The organism is Hylemonella sp. GW821-FHT12C09 (genome assembly GCF_058807395.1).
In genome coordinates this window covers 191688-217563 of sequence record NZ_JBXAQQ010000003.1, presented here as the reverse complement: position 1 = coordinate 217563, position 25876 = coordinate 191688, and the positions used below count along the sequence as shown (strand labels likewise).

General features: G+C 67.5%; 23 protein-coding genes. 6 read left to right on the top strand and 17 right to left on the bottom strand.

The annotated features are described in order from the left end of the window. Positions 1–17: 17 nt before the first annotated feature. The 6 genes from AC1RRP_RS06855 to AC1RRP_RS06830 all read right to left on the bottom strand — a co-directional run bounded on the left by AC1RRP_RS06855 (position 18) and on the right by AC1RRP_RS06830 (position 7484). On the bottom strand, positions 18–1145 hold the full coding sequence (locus AC1RRP_RS06855; RefSeq protein WP_493034508.1) for a 3-deoxy-7-phosphoheptulonate synthase: 1128 nt from the start codon (positions 1143–1145) through the stop codon (positions 18–20). Between the two features lie 222 nt (positions 1146–1367). Next, positions 1368–2828 (bottom strand): metalloprotease TldD, encoded by a 1461-nt coding sequence (gene tldD / locus AC1RRP_RS06850; RefSeq protein WP_493034506.1) that lies wholly within the window; start codon positions 2826–2828, stop codon positions 1368–1370. A 44-nt stretch (positions 2829–2872) separates the two neighbouring features. Further along, positions 2873–3763 carry an NAD(P)-dependent oxidoreductase gene (locus AC1RRP_RS06845; protein ID WP_493034504.1) on the bottom strand — a complete coding sequence of 297 codons (891 nt, stop codon included), beginning with the start codon at positions 3761–3763 and terminating at the stop codon, positions 2873–2875. Continuing rightward, positions 3760–4914 (bottom strand): rod shape-determining protein RodA, encoded by a 1155-nt coding sequence (rodA, locus tag AC1RRP_RS06840; RefSeq protein ID WP_493034502.1) that lies wholly within the window; start codon positions 4912–4914, stop codon positions 3760–3762. The genes AC1RRP_RS06845 and rodA overlap by 4 nt, the downstream gene beginning before the upstream one ends. Positions 4915–4952: 38 nt before the next feature. Continuing rightward, a complete protein-coding gene (locus AC1RRP_RS06835; protein WP_493034500.1) occupies positions 4953–6779 on the bottom strand; it encodes a sensor histidine kinase in 1827 nt (608 codons plus the stop codon). Positions 6780–6782: 3 nt separating this feature from the next. Beyond that, a complete protein-coding gene (locus tag AC1RRP_RS06830; RefSeq protein ID WP_493034498.1) occupies positions 6783–7484 on the bottom strand; it encodes a response regulator in 702 nt (233 codons plus the stop codon). Positions 7485–7621: 137 nt separating this feature from the next. Between AC1RRP_RS06830 and AC1RRP_RS06825 the strand changes: the two genes are divergently transcribed. The 5 genes from AC1RRP_RS06825 to ruvC all read left to right on the top strand — a co-directional run bounded on the left by AC1RRP_RS06825 (position 7622) and on the right by ruvC (position 12948). Continuing rightward, a complete protein-coding gene (locus AC1RRP_RS06825; RefSeq protein WP_493034496.1) occupies positions 7622–8209 on the top strand; it encodes a YqiA/YcfP family alpha/beta fold hydrolase in 588 nt (195 codons plus the stop codon). A gap of 32 nt (positions 8210–8241) precedes the next feature. Continuing rightward, the gene (locus tag AC1RRP_RS06820; RefSeq protein WP_493034494.1) at positions 8242–10296 is read left to right on the top strand and encodes a ribonuclease catalytic domain-containing protein; all 2055 of its coding nucleotides are present in this window, start codon (positions 8242–8244) and stop codon (positions 10294–10296) included. A 274-nt stretch (positions 10297–10570) separates the two neighbouring features. After that, positions 10571–11428, top strand: a complete 858-nt coding sequence (locus tag AC1RRP_RS06815; protein WP_493034492.1) for an energy transducer TonB — start codon at positions 10571–10573, stop codon at positions 11426–11428. Between the two features lies 1 nt (position 11429). Then, positions 11430–12161 carry a monofunctional biosynthetic peptidoglycan transglycosylase gene (mtgA, locus tag AC1RRP_RS06810; RefSeq protein ID WP_493034490.1) on the top strand — a complete coding sequence of 244 codons (732 nt, stop codon included), beginning with the start codon at positions 11430–11432 and terminating at the stop codon, positions 12159–12161. A gap of 235 nt (positions 12162–12396) precedes the next feature. Beyond that, positions 12397–12948 carry a crossover junction endodeoxyribonuclease RuvC gene (ruvC, locus tag AC1RRP_RS06805; protein ID WP_493034488.1) on the top strand — a complete coding sequence of 184 codons (552 nt, stop codon included), beginning with the start codon at positions 12397–12399 and terminating at the stop codon, positions 12946–12948. A 21-nt stretch (positions 12949–12969) separates the two neighbouring features. On the opposite strand, the gene AC1RRP_RS06800 is transcribed toward ruvC, so the two are convergent. Both AC1RRP_RS06800 and AC1RRP_RS06795 read right to left on the bottom strand, forming a co-directional pair. Further along, the gene (locus AC1RRP_RS06800) at positions 12970–14838 is read right to left on the bottom strand and encodes a YhgE/Pip domain-containing protein (protein ID WP_493034486.1); all 1869 of its coding nucleotides are present in this window, start codon (positions 14836–14838) and stop codon (positions 12970–12972) included. A 79-nt stretch (positions 14839–14917) separates the two neighbouring features. Further along, positions 14918–15940, bottom strand: a complete 1023-nt coding sequence (locus AC1RRP_RS06795; protein WP_493034484.1) for a CE1 family esterase — start codon at positions 15938–15940, stop codon at positions 14918–14920. Between the two features lie 99 nt (positions 15941–16039). On the opposite strand from AC1RRP_RS06795, the gene AC1RRP_RS06790 reads away from it, so the two are divergent. Continuing rightward, on the top strand, positions 16040–16357 hold the full coding sequence (locus AC1RRP_RS06790) for a hypothetical protein (RefSeq protein ID WP_493034482.1): 318 nt from the start codon (positions 16040–16042) through the stop codon (positions 16355–16357). On the opposite strand, the gene AC1RRP_RS06785 is transcribed toward AC1RRP_RS06790, so the two are convergent. From AC1RRP_RS06785 to AC1RRP_RS06745, 9 genes are all read right to left on the bottom strand, one after another. Further along, positions 16354–16530 carry a hypothetical protein gene (locus AC1RRP_RS06785; protein WP_493034480.1) on the bottom strand — a complete coding sequence of 59 codons (177 nt, stop codon included), beginning with the start codon at positions 16528–16530 and terminating at the stop codon, positions 16354–16356. The two genes, AC1RRP_RS06790 and AC1RRP_RS06785, sit on opposite strands and share 4 nt — an antisense overlap. A 101-nt stretch (positions 16531–16631) precedes the next feature. Next, on the bottom strand, positions 16632–17555 hold the full coding sequence (gene lpxC / locus AC1RRP_RS06780; RefSeq protein ID WP_493034478.1) for a UDP-3-O-acyl-N-acetylglucosamine deacetylase: 924 nt from the start codon (positions 17553–17555) through the stop codon (positions 16632–16634). 10 nt (positions 17556–17565) lie between these two features. Continuing rightward, positions 17566–19884, bottom strand: coding sequence for a putative bifunctional diguanylate cyclase/phosphodiesterase (locus tag AC1RRP_RS06775; protein WP_493034476.1), 2319 nt, complete (start codon positions 19882–19884; stop codon positions 17566–17568). Next, entirely contained in the window at positions 19881–20447 is a 567-nt protein-coding gene (locus AC1RRP_RS06770) for a methylamine utilization protein (protein ID WP_493034474.1), read from the bottom strand. The genes AC1RRP_RS06775 and AC1RRP_RS06770 overlap by 4 nt, the downstream gene beginning before the upstream one ends. A gap of 43 nt (positions 20448–20490) precedes the next feature. Further along, positions 20491–21372, bottom strand: coding sequence for a DUF4394 domain-containing protein (locus AC1RRP_RS06765; RefSeq protein ID WP_493034472.1), 882 nt, complete (start codon positions 21370–21372; stop codon positions 20491–20493). Positions 21373–21489: 117 nt separating this feature from the next. After that, positions 21490–22743, bottom strand: a complete 1254-nt coding sequence (gene ftsZ / locus AC1RRP_RS06760) for a cell division protein FtsZ (RefSeq protein ID WP_493034470.1) — start codon at positions 22741–22743, stop codon at positions 21490–21492. A 142-nt stretch (positions 22744–22885) separates the two neighbouring features. Beyond that, positions 22886–24115, bottom strand: coding sequence for a cell division protein FtsA (gene ftsA / locus AC1RRP_RS06755; protein ID WP_493034467.1), 1230 nt, complete (start codon positions 24113–24115; stop codon positions 22886–22888). Between the two features lie 20 nt (positions 24116–24135). After that, complete coding sequence (locus AC1RRP_RS06750; RefSeq protein ID WP_493034465.1) at positions 24136–24927, bottom strand: cell division protein FtsQ/DivIB; 792 nt, start codon at positions 24925–24927, stop codon at positions 24136–24138. After that, positions 24924–25865, bottom strand: coding sequence for a D-alanine--D-alanine ligase (locus AC1RRP_RS06745; protein WP_493034895.1), 942 nt, complete (start codon positions 25863–25865; stop codon positions 24924–24926). Before AC1RRP_RS06745 ends, AC1RRP_RS06750 begins: the two co-directional genes overlap by 4 nt. Positions 25866–25876: the final 11 nt, after the last annotated feature.

The following is a 25876-nucleotide window of genomic DNA, read 5'->3' as shown; positions in this document are numbered from 1 at the left end:
TCAAGCCATCGCGGCGCTCAGCGGGAGCGCCGAGCCTTCACGGCGTCAGACAAGACCTGCAGAGCCTGGAGGGAATCGTCCCAACCCAGGCAGGCGTCGGTGATGCTCTTGCCGTATTCCAGCTTGCTGGCATCGTCCTTGCCAGGTGTGAACTTCTGCGCGCCGGCGTTGAGGTGGCTCTCGATCATCACGCCAAAGACGCTGCGCGAACCGCCAGCGATCTGGCCGCCGATGTCGCGTGCCACCTCCAGTTGCTTCTCATGCTGCTTGCTGCTGTTGGCGTGGCTGCAGTCCACCATCAGCGTGGCCGGCAGATTGGCGGCCTCCAGCTCCTTGCAGGACGCGGCCACGCTGGCTGCGTCATAGTTCGGGGCCTTGCCGCCGCGCAGGATGACGTGGCAGTCCCTGTTGCCGTTGGTCTGCACGATGGCGACCTTGCCGTTCTTGTGCACCGACAGGAAGTGGTGGCCGCGCGCCGCCGCCTGGATGGCGTCGGTGGCGATGCGGATGTTGCCGTCGGTGCCGTTCTTGAAGCCGATCGGCGCGCTCAGGCCCGAGGCCAGCTCGCGGTGCACCTGGCTCTCCGTGGTGCGTGCGCCGATAGCGCCCCAGGAAATCAGGTCGCCGATGTACTGCGGCGAGATCACGTCCAGGAACTCGCTGCCCGCAGGCAGGCCCAGGCGGTTGATCTCGATCAGCAGCTGGCGCGCGATGCGCAGGCCCTCGTCGATGCGGTAGCTCTCGTCAAGATAGGGGTCGTTGATCAGGCCCTTCCAGCCCACGGTGGTACGCGGCTTCTCGAAGTACACGCGCATCACGATTTCCAGCGTGTCCTTGTACTTCTCGCGCTGCTCCTTCAGGCGGCGGGCGTATTCCACCGCGGCGGCCGGGTCATGGATGGAACAGGGCCCGATGATGACCAGCAGGCGATCGTCCTTGCCGGCCATGATGTTGTGGATGGTATGGCGCGTATGGGAGATCAGGCTCTCCACGGGCGTGCCGCTGATGGGGAAGAAACGGATGAGGTGTTCGGGTGGGGGCAACACGGTGATGTCCTTGATGCGTTGATCGTCGGTGCGGCTGGTCTTGTCACCGGGATACGCATACCAGGCGTCGGCGCCGGTCGCGGGGGTTTGAGCAGTCATCGTGTCACTCCTGGAGTTGGGTTTGAATGGGTGAACCGGGCAAAAAAAAACCGCCGGCGGGGCCGGCGGTTTTTGGAATTCGTTACGTTTCTACTGGGTACGTTCAGAACTCTCTTCCGCCGGCGGCGCTTGAGAACCAAAAGTAGCCAAAAAAGTAGGAACGGGTCGAAACCATGGAGTTCAATATAGCACAGGAAATGGCGGGGCCTGCGCCAACCCGCCTCAGGCCGTGCCCCCGACCGTCAGCCCCTCGATACGCAGCGTGGGCTGGCCCACGCCGACCGGCACGCTCTGGCCTTCCTTGCCGCAGGTGCCCACGCCGCTGTCCAGCCGCATGTCGTTGCCGATCATGGTCACGCGCGTCAGCGCGTCGGGCCCATTGCCCACCAGGGTGGCGCCCTTGACCGGGTACTGGATCTTGCCCTTCTCGACCCAGTAGGCCTCGCTGGCCGAGAACACGAACTTGCCCGACGTGATGTCGACCTGGCCGCCGCCGAAATTGGGGGCGTACAAGCCGCGTTCGATGCTGGCCACGATCTCTTCGGGGGCCTTGTCGCCGCCCAGCATATAGGTGTTCGTCATGCGTGGCATGGGCACATGGGCGTAACTCTCGCGCCGGCCGTTGCCGGTGGGGCCGGTCTTCATCAGGCGGGCGTTCAGGGCGTCCTGGATGTAGCCCTTGAGGATGCCGTCCTCGATCAGCACATTGCGCTGGGTCGGGTTGCCTTCGTCGTCCACATTGAGCGACCCACGGCGATCGGCAATGGTGCCGTCGTCCAGCACGGTCACGCCCTTGGCCGCCACACGCTGACCGATGCGACCGGCAAAGGCGCTCGAACCCTTGCGGTTGAAGTCGCCCTCCAGCCCGTGGCCGATGGCCTCGTGCAGCAGCACGCCGGGCCAGCCCGGGCCGAGCACCACGGTCATGTCGCCGGCCGGAGCCGGACGCGATTCGAGGTTGGTCAGGGCAGCGTTGACGGCCTCGTTCACATACTGGTGAATCATGGCCTCGTCGAAATACGCCAGGCCGAAACGGCCGCCACCGCCCGAAGAACCCATCTCGCGCCGGCCCGCCTGTTCGGCGATCACCGTCACGCTGAGGCGCACCAGCGGTCGCACGTCAGCGGCCAACGTGCCGTCAGCACGGGCCACCAGCACCACGTCGTATTCACCGGCCAGGCCGGCCATGACCTGCGCCACACGCGGGTCCTTGGCACGCGCCAGCTTCTCCACTTTCTCCAGCAGCGCCACCTTGGCCGTGCTGTCCAGCGTCGCGATGGGGTCGGTGCCCGGGTAGAGCGAACGCGAGCCGGCAATTTTCTGCGTCGCGGCTTTCACGCGGGCCGACTGGCCGGCGCTGGCGATGGTGCGCACGGTGCGGGCGGCGTCGAGCAGCGAAGCCTCGGAAATGTCGTCGGAATAAGCGAAGGCGGTCTTCTCGCCGCTGACGGCGCGCACGCCCACGCCCTGGTCGATGCTGAAGGAGCCGGTCTTGACGATGCCCTCCTCCAGGCTCCAGCCTTCGCTGCGTGTGTACTGGAAGTAGAGGTCGGCGTCGTCCACCTTGTGCGTGCGAATCTCGGACAGGGCGCGCAGCAGGTGCGATTCGTCCAGGCCGAAGGGCGTGAGCAGGAGTTCGCGGGCGACAGCCAGGCGCTCCAGGGTGGGTTCGCGTGAGATCATGAGGTCATTGTAGGACGGGCCCATCCCCAATAGGGGCGTAGGGGCTAGGACGGCTCTTCCAGCCAGCGCAGCAGGGCCGCGTCATCCAGGTCGGCCAGACCGGCGGCACTGGCACGGGCAAACACCTGGGCGGCCGCTGCGCCCAGCGGTCCGCTGTAGCCGGCCGCCTGCGCGGCCTGCAGAGCCAGGTGGGTGTCCTTCTCCAGCAGGGTCATGTGGGCGCGCGGCGCATAGTCGCCGGCGATGGCCCGGCGCATGCGGTCCGAACCGATCCAGCTCTGCCCGCTGGATTGCTCGATCACGTCCAGCGTGCGCCCCAGGTTCAGGCCCATGGCGCGGGCCATGGCCAGCACCTCGGCGGCGGCCACCAGGTTGATGCCGGCCGCCAGGTTGTTGACCAGCTTGGTGCGGGCGCCATCGCCCACCCGGGCGCTGATGCGGAAGATGCGCGAGGACAGCGCGCCCAGCAGGGCGTCGTGGCGCGCGACCAGTTCGCCGGAACCCGCCAGCATCAGGCTCATGCTGCCGTCGCGCGCGCGCGCCGGGCCACCGGACATCGGCGCATCCAGCACCTCGATGCCATGCCGGGCCAGACGCCCGGCCAGAGATTCGGTGTCCTGCGGGGCGATGGTCGGGCACAGCATCACCATGCCCCCTGGCGGCATCACCCCGGCCAGGCCCTGGGGGCCGAACAGCACCTGCTCGCACTGCGCGGCGTCGACCACGCAGACGATCACCGCCGCGCAGCCCTGCGCAGCCAGCGCCGGACTGGCATGGGCCGTGGCGCCCGCGGCGATCAACGCGGCGTGCTTCTGGGGATCGATGTCGTGCACCTGTACCGGCCAGCCCTGGGCGAGCAGGCGCGCCGCCATGGCACCACCCATATTGCCGACACCCACCACGGCCACGGGGTAGGGTGCCGTCAGGCGCGTCATGACTGGATCAGGCGTTTGGACTTGGCGATGGACATTAGCATGCCCAGGCCCAGGCCCAGGGTGACCATGGCGGTGCCGCCGTAGCTGATGAAAGGCAGGGGCACGCCCACCACGGGCAGGATGCCGCTGACCATGCCCATGTTCACGAAGGCATAGGTGAAGAAGATGGTGGTGATGCTGCCGGCCAGCAGGCGCGCAAACAGCGTGGGCGCCTCCATCGCGATGGCCAGGCAGCGCAGCACCAGGAAGAGGAAGGCCCCCAGCAGGATCAGGTTGCCCAGCAGGCCGAACTCCTCGGAGTAGGCCGCGAAGATGAAGTCGGTGGTGCGCTCAGGAATGAATTCCAGGTGCGTCTGCGTGCCCTGCATATAGCCCTTGCCCAGCACGCCGCCGGAGCCGATGGCGATCATGCCCTGGATGATGTGGAAACCCTTGCCCAGCGGGTCGCGCCAGGGATCGAGCAGGGTGCAGATGCGTTGCTGCTGGTAGTCGTGCAGCAGCGGCCAGCGCACGCCGGACGCGCACAGGTCGGATTCGAAGATGATCAGCAGCAGCACGGCCAGCAGGCCCAGCAGCACGGGGGGCACGATCAGCTTCCAGCTCAGGCCGGCAAAGAAGATCACCGAAATGCCGGCCGCCATCACCAGCAAGGCGGTGCCCAGGTCCGGCTGCTTGATGATCAGGCCCACGGGCAGCAGCAGCAGGGCGCCGGCCACCAGGAAATCCAGGGGACGCAACTGGCCTTCACGCTTCTGGAACCACCAGGCCAGCATCAGCGGCACGGCAATCTTGAGAATCTCGCTGGGCTGGATCACCACCCCCACATTGATCCAGCGCTTGGCGCCCTTTTTGGTGATGCCGAAGATGGCAACGGCGATCAGCAGCGTCACACCCAGCACATACAGGGGCACGGCAAAACTCATCAGGCGCTGGGGCGGCACCTGGGCCACCACGAACATGATGAAACCGGCGATCAGCATGTTGCGTCCATGGTCGATGAAACGCGTGCCGTGGTCGTAGCCTGAGGAGTACATGGTCAGCAGGCCGATGCCCGCCAGCATGAACACGACAAAGGCCAGCGGTCCGTCAAAACCCTGGAACCAGGGCATGACGCGCTGCATCAGGGTGGGGCGTTCGAAGATGACCGGCATGGTGCGCATTATCCCGCCAATGCGCCGGGGATCGCGGGCTAGACGATGAGGATTTCCACCACCGTGCGGCCCGGCTCGCTGCTGACCTCCAGCACCACGCCGATGGCGGCGGCGCGCTCGCGCAGCGAGGCCAGGCCCTTGCGCAGCACCCGTTCGGGATCAAAGCCTCGGCCGTTGTCGATCACGCGCAGCCGGGCCCCGCCCCCCGGGCAGGCGCGCAGTTCGATGCGCAACTCGCTGGCCTGTGCGTGTTGCAGGACATTGGAGAGGGCCTCGAAAACCATGAACTGCAGCTGGCGCATGGCCTTGCCGTCCAGGCGCGCCAGCGGCGGCAACAGGTCCACATCCCAGGCCAGGACGATGTCGGAGGCCTTGAACCGCGGCTCCAGGCGGTAGCGCAGGTTGGCCAGCAGGGTGGTGAGGTCACCCGGCGGCAGGTTCATGGCGTCGATGGAGAGCTTGAGCTGGTCCATCGAATCGCGCAGGGTCTGCAGCAGATCCTCGTCACTGGCCTTGCCCGACTGCAGCTGGCGGATGGCCGCACTGATGTGCGAACCCACGCCGTCATGCATGTCACGCAGGATGCGGGTGCGCTCGGCCGCGCGCTCCTGCTCGCGCGCCAGCTGCTCGAGCTGCTGGTAGCTGGCCGCCAGCGCGCGCTCCTTCTCCTGCACCTTGGCCGCCATGTTGTCCATCAGGTCACGCGCCTGGGCACTGGCTTCTCGAAAGCGCGTGATCACGATGTACCCCAGCGCCAGGCCGAACAGCACCGAGGAGTAACGCATCCAGGAGATTTCGTTGAAGTTGTTGCTGGCGCGTATCACCAGCCAGTCGCGGAACCCCACCAGCACGTTGAACACACCGGCAGCAGCCACCAGCACGTGCTCGGTGGTCGGTTTGCGCACGGAGCCCCAGAAATAGACCGCCGCGTAGCCGATGAACAGGAAGGTGGCAAAGCCGTACCAGCCGGTCAGGTAGACGTCGTTGTGCCGGGTATAGGCCAACCAGGCAGCCGGTGCGGCTGTCAGCATCAGCGCCCACACGACACCCCGCACCCAGCGCATGGAGGCATGCCGATGCCAACCCGCGACGTAGTGGCAGAACAGGGCGGACCCACAGAACCAGCCCGCATAGGCCAGTGCCTGCAGCACCCCCCACCAGGGCCAGGCCAAGGGCGGGTCGGTGAGGGCCGTGTCGGACAGGCGCAGCATCCAGCACATCTCGGCGATGCCGGCGCTCAGGTACAAGCCAACACGGCTCGGCTGGGCCCCCGGCACGGACTCGACCTGGGTCACCCACAACAGCAGGGCGATCACCCCAACCACCAGGCTGAAGACCGACACGGCGATGGAGCCGTTGACCAGCCAGCGGTAGACCGAGTGGTAATGCTCGCGCACCTCGACCTCGGGGCCCACCAGCATGCTGGAGAGTCCGCCACGGCGCCCGCCGTCGCCGTGCACGATGATGCGAAACAGGTTGTCGCTTTGCAGCAGCTGGGCCGGGATCAGCACGTACTGCGGCGCCTTGGCGTAATCCTCGCGATTGGGCCGGTCCAGATCACCGAAACGCGACAGCAGAACGCCGTTGAGCCAGATCTCGGCGCGGTTGCCCACCCTGGAGAAATACACCGCGTAGGGTTCGGCGGGCGGCTGCTGCACCTGCAGGGGGATTTCAAACACGGCCACGCCAGACTGGCCGCCGTGCTGGCGATCCCAGTTGTAGGGCAGGCTGGTTTCACGCTCCACCAGATCGCCGGCAACCACCGTGCTCACGTGCGCGCGGCGCAGCTCCAGCAGCTCGGCCTGCGCTGGCGGCAACAGCCCGCAAAGCAGCAAGAGCAGGCCCAGCGCGCGCCGCGTCACCATGCCTCAGCCCCTTGGCGGCAGCAGGCCCAGGCGCGAGGCCTCGAAAACCGCCTCGTTCTTGGAGTGCACCGACAGTTTGGAGTACAGGTTCTTGATGTGGGTCTGCACCGTGTGCACACTGACCGACTGCAGGCGAGCGATCTCGGCATAGGAGAAGCCGCGCGCGATCAGCATCAGCACCTCGTGCTCGCGCGGCGACAGCAGCGGCCCCTCGGCCGCCGAACGGGCGGGAACCACCGGCTCCGGCACGGCCATGGCCTCGCCCGGGCGCACGCGGCTGGCGTACTTGGCCAGCACCTTGCGGGCAATCATGGGAGAAATCGGCGAGGCCCCGTCTTTCATCTCCAGGATGGTCTGGGCGATATCGTCCGGCGCCGAGTCCTTGTGGATGTAGCCCAGCGCACCAGCCTCGATGCTGGCCAGCACGTTGTCCTCGTCGCCGAACAGGGAGATCACCAGCGGCTCACAGCGCGGGTGCAGGCGCGTGGCGTGGCGTATCACCTCCAGCCCGCTGCCGTCGGGCAGGCCCAGATCGGTCAGCAGCACATCGACGATGTTGGCGTCGTCGTCCAGCCAGGCGCGGGCCTCGGCCACCGAGCCCACCGCCCCCACCAGTTGCAGGCCCGCGCAGCGCGACACGCTGGCGGTGAAAAATTCCCGCATCTGCGTATCGTCTTCCACCACCAGTACACGCCACACTTGCATAGACCTGCCAACCTCTCCACTCACGATTCAGGCAGAGCATAGCCGCTGCTGTCGGCCCTGCCCACGCCAGCCCCTCCCATGTTCATGGGAGGCGGCAGCCTCCTTTACGATCCGTCGTGACTTATTCACCCCGATCCATGCCTGCTTCCCATCTGCTCTACCTGCACGGTTTCCGCTCCTCGCCACGCTCGACCAAGGCACAACTCGTGCAAGAGCGCATCGCGCAGCGGCACCCGGGCGTGACGCTCTGGTGCCCCCAACTGCCGCCCTCGCCGCGTGAGGCCATGGACAAGGTGCTGCAGGGCATCGCCGCCTGGCCGCGCGAACGCATGGCGGTCATCGGCTCGTCGCTGGGCGGCTTTTATGCCAGCTGGGTGGCCGAACAGACCGGCTGCCGTGCCGCCGTGCTCAACCCGGCCGTCTTCCCGGCGCGCGACCTGGCGAAATACATCGGGGAACACGCCAGCTGGCACGACCCGCAGGAAACCTTCTATTTCCGCCCCGAATATGTGGACGAACTGCGCGCCCTGGGCGGCGCCGCCATCAGCCGGCCCGAGCGCTATTACGCCCTGATCGCGAAGGGCGACGAAGTGCTGGACTGGCGTGAAATGAGCGCCCACTACCAGGGCGCGCAGGGACGTCTGCTGGCGGGCAGCAACCACGCCATCACTGAATTTGCCGACCATCTGGACGAGGTGCTGGCCTTTCTCGATCTGGCCGACTGAGGCGCCCGGCAATTGCTGGGACAATCAGGCTTATGCATGCATTGTTCGATGAAGCCGGCAAATTCCTCGCCGGACGTATCCTGTCCGAAGCGGAGGCTTCGCTGCAGGTGGAGCTGGAGTCCGGCAAGCGCGTCAAGGTCAAGACTGCCAACGTGCTGCTCAAGTTCGAGAAACCGGCACCGGCCGAGCTGCTGGGTGCCGCCCAGGCGCTGAGCGAGAGCATCGAGCTGGACCTGGCCTGGGAATTCGCGCCCGAAGACGATTTCGGCTTTGCCGACCTTGCCGCGGTCTACTTCCAGGACCCGCCCACGCTGCCACAGCAGGCCGGCACGCTGCTGCGCCTGCACGAGGCACCGCACTACTTCCGCCGCGCCGGCAAGGGGCGCTACAAGAAGGCGCCGGCCGAAATCATCCAGCAGGCGCTGGCTGCGATCGAGAAAAAACGCCTGATCCAGGAGCAAATCGTCGATTGGGCCCAGGCCCTGGGCCGCGGCGAGTGTCCGCAACCCATCCGCGAACAGCTCTACAAGATCCTCTTCAAGCCCGACAAGAACGCGCCCGAGTACAAGGCCGTGGTCGAGGCCTCGCGCGCCACCCACCTGGCGCCGCTGGACCTGCTGCAGAAGGCCGGCGCCATCGACTCGCCCTACCAGTTCCACTGGCGTCGTTTCCTGTTCGAGAACTTCCCCAAGGGTTACGGCTTCCCGGCCCTGAACGCGCCCGAGATCAAGGACGACCTGCCCACGGCCACCGTGCAGGCCTATTCCATCGACGATTCGACCACCACCGAAATCGATGACGCGCTCTCCGTGCAGGGCCTGGGTTCGGGCATCGTCACCGTCGGCATCCATATCGCCGCCCCGGGCCTGGCGGTGCAGCGCGGCGACCCCATCGACAATGTGAGCCGCGCCCGCCTGTCCACGGTCTACATGCCGGGCTACAAGATCACCATGCTGCCGGACGAGGTGGTGCAACGCTATACCCTGCAGGAAGGCCGTGCCTGCCCGGCCGTCTCGCTCTACGTGGCCTTCAAGGAAGACACACTGGAGGTGCAGGGCCACGACACACGCCTGGAGTGCGTGCCGATCGCGCACAACCTGCGCCACGACCAGATCGATGGGGTGGTCACCACCGCCTGGCTGGAAGACCTGTCTTTCCAGCATGCGACGCCCGACCCGGAGCACCTGAGCACCGGCCTGCGTACCGAACTGGCTTTCCTGCACCGCCTGGCGCGCCACCTCAAGGCCCAGCGCGAAGTGGTGCGCGGCAAACCCGAGACCTTCAACCGCCCGGACTACACCTTCAAGCTTGTGGGCAACGAGGGCGCCGAGCCACAGGGCAGCGAGCAGGTGCAGATCGGCACCCGCAGCCGCGGCGCCCCGCTGGACCTGATGGTGGCCGAAGCCATGATCCTGGCCAACAGCACCTGGGGCCAGTGGCTGGGCGAGCTCGGCGTGCCGGCCATCTACCGCAGCCAGGCCTCCCTCGCACCGGGCATGAAGGTGCGCATGGGCACCAAAGCCCTGCCGCACGCCGGCCTCGGCGTGAAGAGTTATGCCTGGAGCACCTCGCCGCTGCGTCGTTACACCGACCTGGTGAACCAGTGGCAGATCATCGCCTGCGCGCGCCACGGCAAGACGGCCGCGCTGGCGGCGCCCTTCAAGCCCAAGGATGCGGACCTGTTCTCCATCATCTCGGGCTTCGACGCCGCCTACAGCACCTACAACGGCTACCAGGCCACCATCGAACGCTACTGGACGCTGAAGTACCTGCAGCAGCGGGGCATCACCGAGCTGGAAGCCACGGTCTTCAAGGGCAACCTCGCACGCGCCGACACCCTGCCCCTGGTGCTGCCGGTACTGGGCGCGCAGGGCCTGCCACGCGGTGCACGCGTGCTGGTCAGGCTTGGCACCATCGACGAGGTCGCGCTGGACGTCAGCGGCACGGTGCTGGAGCGGCTTGACGCCGAGGCCGCCCCGATGGAAGAGGAAGAAGCCGAGGACCCCGAGGCCGAACACCTGGCGGCAGGCCCCATCGCGATTGCAGTCGATGTCAACGAGCCCGAGGGTGCTTCGGGCGATAATTAGGGCCTGTTCACACTAATTTCTCAAGATGCGTTGTGGATCAAAAATGTCATGCGGTAGGCGCGCGGACGCCGCCGGGGCCTCCCCCCGGCAAGTCCGCGCAACACCCCGCATGGCTTTTTTGGCCACAACCCGTAGGGAACGGGGTGCAAACGGCGCCACTCGTTGTTGCACTCCTCACCCAGACGGGCAGTCTGGGCTTCGTCGTGCGCCTAGATTGGCGCCGTTTGTACCCCGTTCGCACTTGAGAAATTAGTGTGAACAGGCCCTTGTCCTCGTGAAACTGCGCAAGTTCAGCACTCTCGAATACGCCCTCGGCATCTCCGTCGCCGTGCATGCGGTGCTGCTGACGGTGCGTTTCGTCGACCCTGAGGCGATCGAGCGCGCCTTCCGCGACACGCCGCTGGAAGTCATCCTGGTCAATGCACGCGGGTATGCCCGCCCGGACAAGGCACTGGCGATTGCACAGACCAGCCTGGCCGGCGGGGGCGAGGCCGAGCGCGGGCGCGCCACCAGCCCCCTGCCCTCGACCCTGCTCTCCGACAGCGGCGACACGCTGGAAGAAGAATCGCAGAAACGGATGCAGCAGCTGCAGAAACAGCAGACCATGCTGCTGGCCCAGGTACGCCAGCAGCTCGCCGCCCTGCCCCTGCCGGACCCCAAGCAGGCCAAACTCAGCAACGAACAGGCCGCGCAGGAGGCCAAGCGCCGCCTGCTGCTCAAACAGCTGGCCGAGATCGAGCGCCGCATCAAGCAGGACAGCCAGAAACCGCGCAAGCGCTACATCGGCCCGTCCACACGCGAAGAGGCCTATGCCGTCTACTACGACCGCCTGCGCCGCGCCATCGAGGACAAGGGCACCGAGAACTTCCCCGCCTCGGGCGGCAGGAAGCTCTATGGCGAACTGACCATGGTGGTCACGGTGGACCGCCAGGGCCTGGTGGTCTCCACCGAGATTGCCGAGAGCTCGGGCAGCCGCGTGCTGGACCGCCGCGCCGAAGCCATTGCCCGCGCAGCTGCGCCCTTCGGCCGCTTCACCCAGGACATGCGCAAGGAGGCCGACCAGATCGTGGTCGTCTCGCGCTTCAAGTTCTCGCGCAACGAAACCCTGGAAACGCGCATCAGCGCGCCCTGACATGAAAGCCGTGCTGCGCTGGTTCGCCCTGCTGCTGCTTGCCCTGCTGGCGCTGCAGCTCTTTTTCGTCGCGCGCATCGCCCTGATGGCCGTGACCGCGCCGCAATCCACCACCTTCGAGCGCTCCGAAGCCTGGCGCATCCTGGGTGAAAAAGGCAACCTGCGCTGGCGCCAGCAGTGGGTGGACTACACGCAGATTTCCGACCATCTCAAACGCGCCGTCATCGCCTCGGAAGACGACAGCTTTGCCTGGCACGAAGGCGTGGACTGGGATGCCCTGGAAAAAGCCTGGCAAAAAAATGCTGCAGCCGAGGAACGGGTCGCGCAACTGGCCGCCAACGGTGCACGCACCGTAAAACCGCCCAAGATCGTCGGCGGCTCCACCATCACCCAGCAGTTGGCCAAGAACCTGCTGCTCTCGGGCGAGCGCACGCTGTTGCGCAAGGGCCAGGAGTTTGCCCTGGCCTACATGCTGGAGAAGCTGCTGAGCAAGCAGCGCATCCTGGAGCTTTACCTGAACCACGTCGAGTGGGGCGAAGGCGTCTTCGGTGCCGAGGCGGCAGCCCAGCACTACTACCGCAAGCCGGCAGCGCGCCTGAGCGCCAGCGAGGCCGCGCGCCTGGCCGTCATGCTGCCGCGCCCGCGCCATTACGAGAAGCTGCCCCAATCACCCTACCTGGCCGATCGCGCCAGCGTCATCGCCGGCCGCCTGTGGCGGGCCGAACTGCCCTGATCCTAGAAACCGCCAGTTGACCGCTGACTCTCGCTGGAAACGCCTATGGACACCGACATTTTTGACCACGCAGCAGATCACCCTTGGACCGCGCCCGCTACGCACCCGATTGAGCCGCCCTGCGGCGCACTGGCGGCGTTGCTCCTCCTTGCTGGCAGTAGCCAGCCGCGTCGTCTCGCCTTGCCAGTCCACCCCACGACGGCCCACTCGGGTGCGTCCAACTGCGGCCTCTAGGATGACGCGCATCCTCGGCATCGACCCCGGCCTGCGCACCACCGGTTTCGGCGTGATCGATGCCGCCGGCCACCAACTGAGCTACGTCGCCAGCGGCACCATCAGCACCACGCATCTGGCCCAGGGTGAGCTGCCGGCGCGCCTGAAGGTGCTGTTCGACGGCATCCGCGAGGTGGTGGCGCGTTACCAGCCGCAGTCGGCCGCGGTGGAAATCGTCTTCGTCAACGTCAACCCGCAGTCCACCCTGCTGCTGGGCCAGGCGCGCGGAGCCTGCGTCACGGCCCTCGTCACGGCCGACCTGCCGGTGGCCGAGTACACCGCGCTGCAGATGAAACAGGCCGTGGTGGGCCATGGGCGCGCCCAGAAGGCCCAGGTCCAGGAGATGGTCAAGCGCCTGCTCAAGCTGCCCGGCCTGCCGGGGCCCGATGCGGCCGACGCGCTGGGCATCGCGATCACGCAAGCCCATGCCGGCGCCTCGCAGGCCCAGATCGCCAAGGCCACCGTGCTCACACGCGGCACCAGCGGCATGTACCGCGCCGGGCGCAGCCGCTGACGCTGACGGTCTCCCGACGCCTCAGACGTCGATGGCCGGCCGGTAATCCTGTGCGGGCACCGTCTTCCAGGGGCGCACCAGACTGCTGAGCAGCAGCGCGCACAAACCGATCAGGACCACATCCAGCCAGGCCGTCAGCCAGCCGCTGTCGTAGGCACCAAAGAGACTGGCGCGCAGCGCCTTGATGACCCAGCTGAACGGCAACCAGTCGTGCACGGCCTGAAAGAAGTCCGCCGTCAATTCGATCGGCATCACACCGCCGCCCGCCGCCAGCTGCAGCGTCAGCAGCAGGATGACGATCAGCTTGCCCACCTCGCCAAAAGCACGCAAGAGCAACAGCACCAGGGCCAGAAAGGCCTGGCCTGCCGCCAGCATGATGAGGCTGAAGCTGAAGACGTCGGGTACCACCACCCCCAGGCCGAAACACAGCACCAGAACGGTCAGCAGGGTCTGCAGCAGCACAAGCAGGGCCGGCAAGGCGTAACGCCCCAGGCTCTTGGCCAGCGCCGGGGCCTGCGCGTGCTCCTCGCTGAGCCGTTGCATATTGAAGAGGTAGACCGACATCACCGCCCCCAGCCAGAGGGCCATGGCGATCATGTTCGGTGCGAAAGCGCTGCCGTTGTTGGGCACGGGTGCCAGCACCTCCAGCACCGGCTCCACCGAGTCGGCCAGCCCCCGCGCGCTGCCGTCGAGTTTGCCCACGCTGACCGGCAGGGCCGACTCGACCAGTTCGATGCCGCTGCGCAGTTTGAACGCGGAACGCACCAGCTCGTCGCCGCTGCGCGTGAAGGCCTCCAGCCGGGCGTCTTCCGGCAACTGCTCGGCCAGGGTACGCAGGTTGTCGGCCAGCAAACCCATGCCTTCGGTCAGGCGGGCCGTGCCTTCCTCGATCCGGGTGGCGCCACGCGCCATCCGCGCGTTGGCGTCCAGCGCCACGCCCAGGCCTTCGCCGAGCTGCTTGCCACCACCCGCCAGCTCCCCCGCGCTCTGCGCGATCTTCTCGCCGACAAAGGGCAGGCCGGCCGTTTCTTCCTGAAGTTGCGTGGCGCCGACCGTCAGGCGGCCCACCCCCTGTTGCAACTGCTCCAGTCCGGCGCCCATTTCCCGCTGGCGTTGCGCGAGGCGCTGCGTCCCGGTGCGCAGCGACTTGAGCTCGGCCTCGCTGGGCAGGCGCGGCTCCATGCTGCGTGTGCTGGTCCCCACCTGCCGGAGGCCCGTCGCCAGCTGGGCCGCCATGCCGTTGTAGCGCACCATGCCCTCGCCAAAGGTCCTGGCGCCGGTCCGCAGCTGGGCCATGCCGGCGCGCAGCATGTCCAGGCTCTTGCCGGAGCCGTCGGCCGAAACCAGCACCTGCTCCCAGCGCTGCTCGTTCAGCGCCTCGTTGACCTGGTGCCCCAGCTCGGCCGCGAAACGCCGGGCGATGCCTGCCGCGGCATAGTTGTTGCCCTCGGACAGCACCACCACGACCTTGCCGCCGCCGGGCAGGTTGCCCGGCAGGGCACTGGCGCTGAAATCGGCAGGGATGATGACGGCGAACGCCAGGCGACCGAGCCTGACACCCTGGCGCGCGGTGTCCGCGTCTGCGACAGGGCGAAAACCGAATTCGCCCGACCGCATCAGCTCCTGCACGAGTTCGGACCCGACATTGCTGGAGCGCCCCTGGTAGACCGACCCCTGGTCGAGGTTCACCATGCCGACGGGCAGGCTGCTGGTCTTGGCGTTCGGATCCCACACGCTGGACAGGTAGATCAGCGCATAAACGGCCGGCACCATCACGATGGCCAGCGCCGCCAGTCCGAGCCGGGGGAAACGCCGGAAGAGGCCCAGGTCCGTGGCGACGACGCGCCAGCAGGGTCGCGCCCATGCCTGAAGGTGCTGCAGGGTGGTCATGCACCGGATTGTGCTGCCCGCGCCCACGGGCACAAGTGGGCGACGCCGTCTTTACCTGGTCTTCACCTGCCCGGCGGATTCAGCGTGGCGCGCGGGTCTGCATGAAAAACTCCCACATGACCTCATTGGCCGAAAGCGCCTGTGAAGCGGCCTCGCCCCTCGCCCTCTTGACACCACCGGGCCAGGAATGGCCGCCACGCTCCGTCACGCACAACTGCACCCGCGCCCCGTCGCGGCAGGGCGCGTACAGCTCGCACCAGGCGCCCTCTGTTTCCAGCACACGCTGCGGCGAGCGCTGACAGCCGTTGAACGCCACCCAGCGCGCCACGCTGGCGGGCACCGAGCGGTAATCGGTCACCTGCGCCTTGTCCACCGAATCCGGCCCGGCACCGCCTTCGTAGAGCACATGCGTATCGTTGAGCGCATGGATGTGCAGGACCGAGACCGGCTGCCCCGGCGCGCAGCTGAGCGTGTTGTCGGTGCCCGCCACCGGCGCGATGGCGCGGATCAGCTCGGGCATCTCGCAGGCCAGGCGATAGGCCATCATGGCGCCATTGGACATACCGGTGACGTAGACGCGCTGGCGATCGATGTTGAGCTGGCCCATGACACGTTCGAGCACGAGCCGGATGAAACCGACGTCGTCCACATTCTCGTCGCGCGCCGCGCCACAGCAGGCACCGGCATTCCAGGTTGCGAGCATGCCGCTGCGAAAACGGCTGACGCCATTGGGAAAGACCAGCACCTGGCCAGCCCGCGCGGCATGGCTGAGCTGGCCGTAGTTCTCGTCCCTGGCCATGTAGTCCATGCTGCCGCCCCCGCCGTGCAGCGAGAGCAGCAGGGGCGCCGGGGTATCGCTGCGATAGCCGGGCGGAACGTGCACACGGTACAGACGCGTGCGCCCGCCATGCTCCAGGCTGTAGCGGTAGTCGCCGGGCGCGGTGATCAGCGCGGGCTGCGCCGGCGCCTCGCCGGTCTGCGCCTGCCTGCGTTCCCGCAGACGCTCGCGCCATGTCCCGTCCTGGGCTGCCGCACTCGCAGACAGCCACAGTGCCACCATCAGCAAAACGCCTGGCCCGGCCTTCAGAAATGCGGGGTTCATGGCAATCCTTCACGGCTGAGCGCACCACCGGCTTGTCACAAACCGTTACGCACGCTAAATTGCAGTCATCGCCTAGCGTACCGCACCCAGGATGGCCGCATGCTGAAGTTCTTCAAGTCCGCCCCCAAGCCGGCCCCGGCCAAACCGGCCCGGCCAGCGCCGTCGGCCCAGGCCCGTCCCGCCACAGCGGCGGCAGCACGCACGGGCGGCATGCCGCCCCTACCGCCTCCCCTGCCCGAGGTGAGCGAAGGCAACCAGGAATCCGACTGGGCGATGTGGGAGGACTCCGTCGCCTTCCAGGACAGCCAGATGCCCTCGGTCTTCAACGAACTCGATGCCGTCAAGACACGCGACGAGGAACCCAAGAAGAGTGGTACACCCGATCCGTTTTCCACGGTGCGACGCCGTGGCACCTAGGCGATGCGCTGCAGGATGAGGACGGCGAAGAAACCGAAGGCGGCGATCAGCGTCCACTTCAGCGTGACCAGGCCCCAGCGCTTGTAGCGCGCCTGGCCGGTACCGGCATAGAAGGCGAAGCAGACGGCTGCGCCGATCAGCGTCAGGAGGATGAGCCAGCGGAACAGCAGCATGCACTTACCTCTCGCGGGCAACTCGCCGCCGGGCCGCCCCAAGGCGAGTTAGCCCCCTTGGGGGGCAGCGACCCGTGGAACGGTGGAGCGTGGGGGCCATATCACCAGGCGCGCACCGGCTGCGCGAAGCCCTTGGGCGCCAGCTTCTCGTTGTCGAAGGTGACGGTTTCCCAGGCGTCGGTGCGCTGCAGCAGTTCTCGCAGCAGCTTGTTGTTCATCGCATGGCCGGAGCGGAAGGCGCTGTACGCGGCCAGCAGCGGCTTGCCCAGGATGTAGAGGTCGCCCATGGCGTCCAGGATCTTGTGCTTGACGAACTCGTCGTCGTAGCGCAGGCCACCGGCATTGAGCACCTTGTAGTCGTCCATCACGATGGCGTTGTCCAGCCCGCCGCCGAGGGCCAGGCCGTTGGCACGCATCATCTCCACGTCCTTGGTGAAACCGAAGGTGCGTGCGCGCGCGATGTCGCGGCTGTAGTTGTGCACACTCATGTCGAACTCGACGCGCTGGCCGGTGGAATCCACCGCCGGGTGGTCGAAATCGATCTCGAAACTGAGCTTGTAGCCGTGGTACGGGTCCAGCCGCGCCCACTTCTGGCCGGCACCCACGCCTTCACGCACCTCGATGGGCTTGGTGATGCGGATGAAACGGCGCGGCGCGCTCTGCAGCTCGATGCCAGCGCTCTGCAGCAGAAACACAAAAGAGGCGGCCGAGCCGTCGAGGATGGGGACCTCTTCCGCCGTGATGTCGACGTAGAGGTTGTCGATGCCCAGGCCGGCGCAGGCCGACATCAGGTGCTCCACGGTGTGCACCTTGGCGTCGCCATTGGACAGGGTGGAGGCCAGGCGCGTATCGGTGACCGCCATGGCCGACATCGGGATGTCCACCGGCTGCGGCAGGTCCACACGCCGGAACACGATGCCGGTGTCGACCTGCGCGGGACGCAGCGTGATTTCCACGCGCTGGCCGCTGTGCAGGCCCACGCCCACGGCTCGGGTCAGGGACTTGAGGGTACGTTGCTGCAGCATGGGCTCGATTCTACTTTCCCAGCCATTCCATGAAGGCCGGTGCGGGCATCGGACGGCTGATGTGATAGCCCTGCACTTCGTCGCAGCCCAGCGCCCGCAGGCGCTCCAGGATGGCCGCGTTTTCCACGCCCTCGGCGACCACGCTCAGGCCCAGGTTGTGGGCCAGGTCGATGGTGGAGCGCACGATGATGGCGTCGTCCGCGTCGGTCTCCATGCCCATGACGAAGGACTTGTCGATCTTGAGCTCGTCCACCGGCAGGCGCTTGAGGTAAGCGAGCGAGGAATAGCCGGTGCCAAAGTCGTCGATAGACAACTTGAATCCCTGCTCGGACAGGCGGTTGAGCATGGCCTCCGCGCGCTGCGGGTCGTCCATGATGGCGCTCTCGGTGATCTCCAGGCAGAAGGCAGTGGCAGGCACGCCGTGGGCCTGCAGCAGGCGGCCCAGGCGGGCGCTGAGTTCGAGGTCCAGCAGGTCGCGCGTGGACAGGTTGACCGAGACACGCAGGCCCGCGGCCTGCGGTGTCGCCAGCAGGCGCGCGGTTTCCTCGAACATCCACAGCGTGAGCTGGCGGATGTAGCCGGTCTGCTCGGCAAAGGGGATGAACTGCATGGGTGGCACCAGGCCGCGTTGCGGGTGCTCCCAGCGCACCAGGGCCTCGGCCGCGTGCGTCGCGCCGTCGGCCAGGGTCACCTTGGGCTGCAGAAACAGGCGCAGTTCGCCCTGGTCCACGGCGCGGCGCAATTCGGTCAGCAGTGACAGGGTCTGCGTGCTGGCCGAGTCATAGGCCGGGTCGTAACGCAGGGGCCCTTCGAGCTTGCGCTTGGCGACGTACATGGCGATCTCGGAGCGGCTCAGCAGGGTGTCCACATCCTGTGCATCGGCAGGCCAGCAGGCAATGCCGATACCGGCACTCAGGTCCACGGTCTGCTCGGCGATGGCCAGCGGCACCTCCAGGCTGCGTGCCACCCGGGCCGCCAGCTCGGTCGCCTGCGCCGGATTGCCCGGCTCCAGCAGCAGGGCGAACTCGTTGCCCCCCAGGCGCGCCACCACGCCCGACGCCTCACCCAGCACATCGGCCAGCTTGCCGGCCACGGTCTTGAGCAGCTGGTCGCCGAAGGCGTAACCCAGCACGTCGTTGACGTGCTTGAAGCGGTCCAGGTCCAGGGTGATGATGGCCAGCTCGCCGCCGACCCCGCTGCGGGCGATGGACTGCTGCGCCGAGTCGCGGAAATTCTCCCGGTTGGGCAGGCCGGTCAAACGGTCCCAGTAGGCCAGGTGGCGGATCTCGGCCTGCTGCGCCGCGATGTCCACGCGCATGCGGTCGAAAGAACGCGCCAGGTTGCCGATCTCGTCTTGGCGCTCGACATCCTCGAGCGCCACGCTGTAGTCGCCACGCGAAAGCCGCTGCGTGGCAAACAGCAGGGAGCGCAAGGGCGTGGTCAGGCGCCGGGCCATCAGGCCGCTGCCCAGGGCGAACAGCAGCACACCACCGACGGTGATGACCGCCAGCAGGAGCTGCAGATGGCGGTAGGGCGCCACCACGTCGTCCATCGAGCGCAGCAGCAGCACACGGGCTTCACCGCCCACCGTGTCGAGCCTGATCTCGCGCACCAGCAGCGTCGCGCCCCCCGCATCCAGCTCCCGGACCTCGCCCCGCATGCCCTGGAGCATGTCCAGCGCCTGCGCCGGCAGGGTGCTCACGGGCGCGGCCAGGCTGCCGTCGGCCCGCCGCACCTGCAGCACCAGTTGCACGCCGAGCAGGCGCTGCATTTCCTCGGCCAGCGGCGCGCCCACCGGAAACCCCATCAGCACCCAGCCCACCACCAGCGGCGCGCGCATGGGCACCATGACCAGCTGGTAGGGGTGACCGTCCACCACCACGATGCGCCCGCCCTGCGAGGGCTCGGCCAGGGCCGGCGCCAGGCTGGCCAGCGTGGCCGACAGGCCGGTGTCGGGGGTTTGTGCGCTGATGGCGCGCACGCGCAAGCTGGTGTCCAGCAGGGCCGTCATGGCCGCGCCGATGCGCTGGCCGTTGTTTTCCAGCGCCGAGGCGATGGTCTCCAGATCATCGGAACTGACGGCAGAGCGGAAGCCGTAATCGGCGGCCAGCAGCGCAGCGCTCTGGCGCAGCTTCTCGGCGTTCTGGTCGAGCAGGCGCAGCCACACCTTCTCGCCGGTGTCGAATTCGCGCGCGATCTGCATGCGGGCGTTGCGTGCGATGCTGTCGCGCACCACGAAGAACCCGGCCAACTGGACAAAGAGCAGCAACAGCAGCGAGAGGCCGACCAGCCGGGTGATCAGGCTGCGCCGGTTGAACGAGAACGTCATGGCGCCACACCCGGCATGCGCACGGTCACCGCCAGCCGGCCTTCGGCCGGTACGGTCACCGCCTGGTCCAGCGCCGGCGCCCCCACGGGCAGGCCGGGGTGCCAGCTGCGCAGGCGGTAGTTGCCCGGCTGCAGCTTGTCGAGCACAAGCTGGCCCTGCTCTGCCGTGCGGCCGAAATAGGGCGTGTCGACGATCACGATCCAGCCCACCATCTGGTCATGGATGTTGCAGCCCAGCACCGCGATACCGGGCTGGTCGAACAGCACGGGCTGGGTCGGGGTGCCGATGTAGAGCTTGAGTTCGAACTTCTTGACCGGCGAAAAGGAATAGACGTGGTGCCGCACCGTGTCGCGGTTGGGGAAGTCGACCTCGGTGCCGGTCGTCACCACCAGGACCTGCGGCACAAACTGCTTGCCGGCCTGCCCCATCTCGGCCTTCGTGAGCGGGCGCACCTGGCGGCGCGCCTGCGGGGACTCCAGGAACACCACCGCATCAGCGAGGGGCCGGCCGCTGCCCTGCAAAACGTCGACCGCCAGTGTGCCGGCACGCAGCGGCAGAGCCATCAGACAGAGAAGGAACAGGCCCAGCACACGCATCGCCGCGGCCTCAGGGCTCGATCGCCATACCCGCCAGGGGCTCGCCCTGGCCGATCACGCCCAGTTCCGTGGCACGCCCGCTGGCCAGGTCGAGCCGGTACAGGCGGGTCTGCGTCTGGCCGGCAAGCCGCGCTGCCAGCAACGCCGTGTTGGCGATGTCCGAGATGTCGAAATGCGCCTCGGCCAGGGGGCCCAAGCCCAGCAGGCCCACGGTGCGCAGCTGGCCCGTGTTGGGCGAGACGGCCGGCTCGGAGCCTTCGGCCGAACCCTGCATGAGCAGGGCGCCCAGCGCGCGGTCGATGGCGTAGTTGGTGGTGATCTTCTCGTTCTTCTGGTTGTAGGTGTAGGCCACGCCGGCCAGGTCCGGCGTGCGGCCGGCATGGCGATCGCCGGCCACGTAGTGCAAGGGGCCATCGAGCTGCAGGCCCGGTTCGGCCGGGTTGCCGTCGACCACGGCATTCGTCTCGGGATGCAGGCGCAGGTTCTGCGCGCTGCTGCTGACCACGCGGATGCGGTCGACCGTGGGGTTGAAATCGAAGCCGCTCACGCCCCCCTGGATCGGCCAGGACGCGGGTGCGCTGGTAACCACCGGCACCAGCCGGGCTTGCGCGGTGTCCACCGTGTAGAGCCGGCCACTGTCGGCCAGCGCATAGAGCACACCGCGTGCCACGCGGTAGTCGATGCCGCGCAGGCTGTCACCCGGGACCAGGCCGCTGAGCGCACGCCGATCGAGCACCTGCTGCGGCCGGTCGGCCTTGAAGCGGATGAGCTCGTGCTGACGCGTCACCGCATGCACCGTGTCCTGGGGCAAGGGGGCTGTGGGCAGGGCACAGGCCGTGAGCAACAGGGCCAGGCCCGAGGCCAGTGCAAGGAAGGGTCGTTGCGTTTTCATGGTGCACTCCTGGAGAGCGGTGGTGCCGCTGCCCGGCGCTGTGCCGGGCAGCGCAAGACGGTCCATCCTAGACCAAGTGGCGCCCCGCTGCAGGCCGCGGGGCGCATGTCACTTCACTCAATCGGCCTGCTTGCGCAAAAAGGCCGGGATCTCGAAGTCATCCATGCCGCCCGAGGACAGCGCGTCCACCTTGGCCGCGGCCTGGGTGCGGTCGCGCGTGCGCCAGACGCTGGGCGTGGCCATGGCGTTGTAGTCGGGCTGGGCCATGCCGGGTGCGGCGGCGGCCGTGCCCGGCAGTGCGCCCGGGGCCACGGCGTTGTTCAGCGTGGGCACCTGGAAGGGCACGTTGTCGGTACCGGTACGCAGCGTGGTGGTCAGCACCTGCAGCGGAGGCGCCGTGCGGCGCACGCCCTGGCGCGACAGGCCGGTGGCCACCACGGTGACGCGGATCTGGTCGGCCAGGCTGTCGTCGTAGGCGGTGCCGTAGATCACGTGCGCATCGGGCGAGGCGTAGGCACGGATGGTGTTCATCGCCAGCTTGGACTCGGACAGCTTGAGGCTGCCCTTGGCCGCGGTGATCAGCACCAGCACGCCCTTGGCGCCAGAGAGGTCGATGCCTTCGAGCAGCGGGCAGGCCACCGCCTGTTCGGCCGCGATGCGCGCGCGGTCCGGGCCGTTGGCCGCGGCGGTGCCCATCATGGCCTTGCCGGGTTCGCCCATCACGGTACGCACGTCCTCGAAGTCCACGTTCACGTGGCCGGGCACGTTGATGATCTCGGCAATGCCGCCCACGGCGTTCTTGAGCACGTCGTTGGCGTGCGCGAAGGCCTCGTCCTGGGTGATGTCGTCGCCCAGCACTTCCTGCAGCTTCTCGTTGAGCACCACGATCAGCGAGTCGACATTGGCTTCCAGTTCGGTCAGGCCGGCGTCGGCGTTGGTCATGCGGCGACCGCCCTCCCAGTCGAAGGGCTTGGTCACCACGCCCACGGTCAGGATGCCCATCTGCTTGGCCACGCGCGCGATCACGGGCGCGGCGCCGGTCCCGGTGCCGCCGCCCATGCCGGCCGTGATGAAGAGCATGTGCGCGCCGGCGATGGCGTTCTGGATGTCTTCCACGGCCAGTTCGGCTGCGTCGCGCCCCTTCTCGGGTTTGCTGCCCGCGCCCAGGCCGCTGCCGCCGAGCTGGATGACCTTGTGCGCGCTGCTGCGGCTCAGGGCCTGCGCGTCGGTGTTAGCGCAGATGAACTCCACGCCCTGCACCTCGCGCTCGATCATGTGCTCGACGGCATTGCCGCCGCCGCCGCCCACGCCGATGACCTTGATCTGGGTGCCCAGGTTGAAGGCTGCGTCTTCGATCATTTCGATGCTCATGCTGTTCTCCTTAAATTCGGTTGCCTTGTGTCGTGTGTGGTCGTCTTGCCGGCTCGATGCGGCAGCACCGGTGGCCCGGTGCACCGTCGTCTGTGATGGGGGCTGCCGCGTGCCAGCCAGAGCTTGATCTTGTTCGTCATGGTCAGAAATTCCCGATGAACCAGTCCTTGACACGCCCCATGGCGTTTTTCATGGACCCGTGTTTCTGCGCCACCTTGTAACCGCGCAGGCGCGCCATGCGCGCCTCCTCCAGCAGGCCCATCACGGTGGCCGCACGCGGCTGGCCCACCATGTCGGCCAGCGCCCCGCTGTACTTGGGCAGGCCGCGGCGCACCGGCTTGAGGAAGATGTCCTCACCCAGTTCCACCATCCCGGGCATGACCGAGCTGCCGCCCGTGAGCACGATGCCCGAGGACAGGACTTCCTCGCAGCCCGAATCGCGCAGCACCTGCTGCACCAGCGAAAAGATCTCCTCGATGCGCGGCTCGATCACGCCGGCCAGGGCCTGGCGGCTGAGCATGCGCGGGCCGCGGTCGCCCAGGCCCGGCACCTCGACCTGGATGTCCGGGTCGGCCAGCAGCTGTTTGGCGAAACCGCTCTCGACCTTGATGTCCTCGGCGTCCTTGGTCGGCGTGCGCAAGGCCATGGCGATGTCGCTGGTGATCAGGTCCCCCGCGATCGGGATCACCGAGGTGTAGCGGATCGCACCGCCCGTGAACACCGCCACGTCGGTGGTGCCGGCGCCAATGTCCACGCAGGCCACGCCCAGCTCCCGCTCGTCCTCGGTCAGCACCGACAGGCTGGAGGCCAGCGGGTTGAGCATGAGCTGCTCGACCTCCAGGCCGCAGCGGCGCACGCACTTGATGATGTTCTCGGCCGCGCTCTGCGCACCGGTCACGATGTGGACCCTGGCTTCCAGACGGATGCCGCTCATGCCGATGGGTTCGCGCACGTCCTGGCCGTCGATGATGAATTCCTGCGGCTCGACCAGCAGCAGGCGCTGGTCGGTCGAGATGTTGATGGCCTTGGCCGTCTCCACCACGCGCGCCACGTCGGCGCTGCTGACCTCGCGGTCCTTCACCGCCACCATGCCGCTGGAGTTGATGCCGCGGATGTGGCTGCCCGTGATGCCGGTGTAGACGCGGGTGATCTTGCAGTCGGCCATCAGCTCGGCCTCCTTGAGCGCCTGCTGGATGCTGTGCACGGTGGCGTCGATGTTCACCACGACGCCGCGTTTGAGGCCGTTGCTCGGCGCCACGCCCAGGCCTGCCAGCTTGAGCTCCCCGCCGGGCAGCACCTCGGCCACCACCACCATCACCTTGGCGGTGCCGATGTCGAGGCCGACGACCAGATCCTTGTACTCTTTTGCCATGTCGATGGTCCTGCTTGTTCCTAGTTTTTTCTGGCCTGGTCCTGCGCCGTCACCGTGCTCACGCCGCGCAGGCGCAGGGCATACCCCTGGGCATAACGCAGGTCGGCGCCTTCCAGCGCGTCGAGCTTGCGGCCGTGGTGCGCCGCCACCTGCGCCACCGTGCCGAGGAACTGCCGCGCCCGCGCCGTCACCTCCGGCACACCGCCGCTGCCCAGTTCGAGACGGGCCCCGCTGGCCAGCGCCAGCTGCCAGTTGCCGCGCCCGCTCAGCGCCAGCTGCTCAATGGGCAGGTCCAGCGCCTCGAACAGGGGCTGCAGCGCGCGGTACATGGCCAGCACCTGGGCCGACTGTTCCACCGGGCCGTCCAGGCGCGGCAGTTCGTCCTGCTCGATCTCGCCCAGGTTGGCCTCGAAGACTTCGCCCTGGCTGTTGACCAGCGTGGACTCGCCCTCCTCGCCCCAATAGGCCACGGCCCGGTGTTCCTGCAGGATCACGCGCAGGCGGTTCGGGAATTCGCGTTGCACCACGGCGCGGCGCACCCAGGGCACGGACTCGAAAGCCAGGCGCACCGCGTTCAGGTCCACCGTCAGAAACGTCCCTTTGAGTTGCGAGCCCACGTGCGCACGCAGCGTCAACGCGCTGGTGTGGCTGATGTCGCCCAGCACGGTCAGGCCGCGGATCGCGAACACCGGGTGCTGCATCAACCAGCGCCCGCCCGTGCCCAGCGCCAGCAGCATGAAACCCAGCAGCAGCAGATTGGCTGTCAGGTTCATGAGCTTGACGTCGAGGGGAACGGGCAGGGGATGGGTCATGCGCGCGCCGCTCCATGATCCAGGGCTGCTGCCTGCAGCAACAGCACACACAGCTCTTCATAGCTGATGCCCGCGGCCTTGGCCGACATGGGCACCAGCGAATGCCCGGTCATGCCGGGCGAGGTGTTGATCTCCAGCAGATAGGGCTTGCGCGTACGGGCGTCGATCATCACGTCGGCGCGGGCCCAGCCACGGCAGCCCAGCACCTGGTAGGCGCGCAGCACGATCTGCTGGATCTGCTCTTCCTCCCCGGTGGGCAGGCCGCAGGGCACGAGGTATTTCGTGTCGTCGGTGAAGTACTTGTTCTGATAGTCGTAGTTGCCGTCAGGCGCCACGATGCGGATCACCGGCAGCGCGCGCGCCTGCGGGCCGCTGCCCAGCACGGGCACCGTGACCTCCTCGCCGCTGACGAATTGCTCGCACAGCACCTGCTCGTCAACCTGCGCCGCCTTGGCATAGGCGGTATCGCACTCGTCGGCGGTCAACACCTTGGTCAGACCGATGGACGAACCCTCGCGCGCAGGCTTGATGATCATGGGCGCACCCAGCGCCGAGAAGGCGGCACGGGCGGCCTCGGCGCTGGCCACCTTGCGCCACTGCGGTGTGGGCAGACCCTCGGCCAGCCAGATGCGCTTGGTCATGACCTTGTCGATGGCGATGGCAGACGCCATCACACCCGAACCGGTGTAGGGGATGCCCAGCAATTCCAGCGCGCCCTGCACCGTGCCGTCCTCGCCAAAACGGCCGTGCAGCGCGATGAAACAGCGCGCAAATCCTTCGCGTTTGAGCTCACCCAGGTCCCGCACAGAGGGGTCGAAGGCATGGGCATCCACCCCGCGCGATTGCAGTGCCTTGAGCACACCGCCCCCCGACATCAGCGAGATGTCCCGTTCGGCGGAAGACCCGCCCATCAGGACGGCAACCTTGCCCAGATTCATTTGTTCCTTGC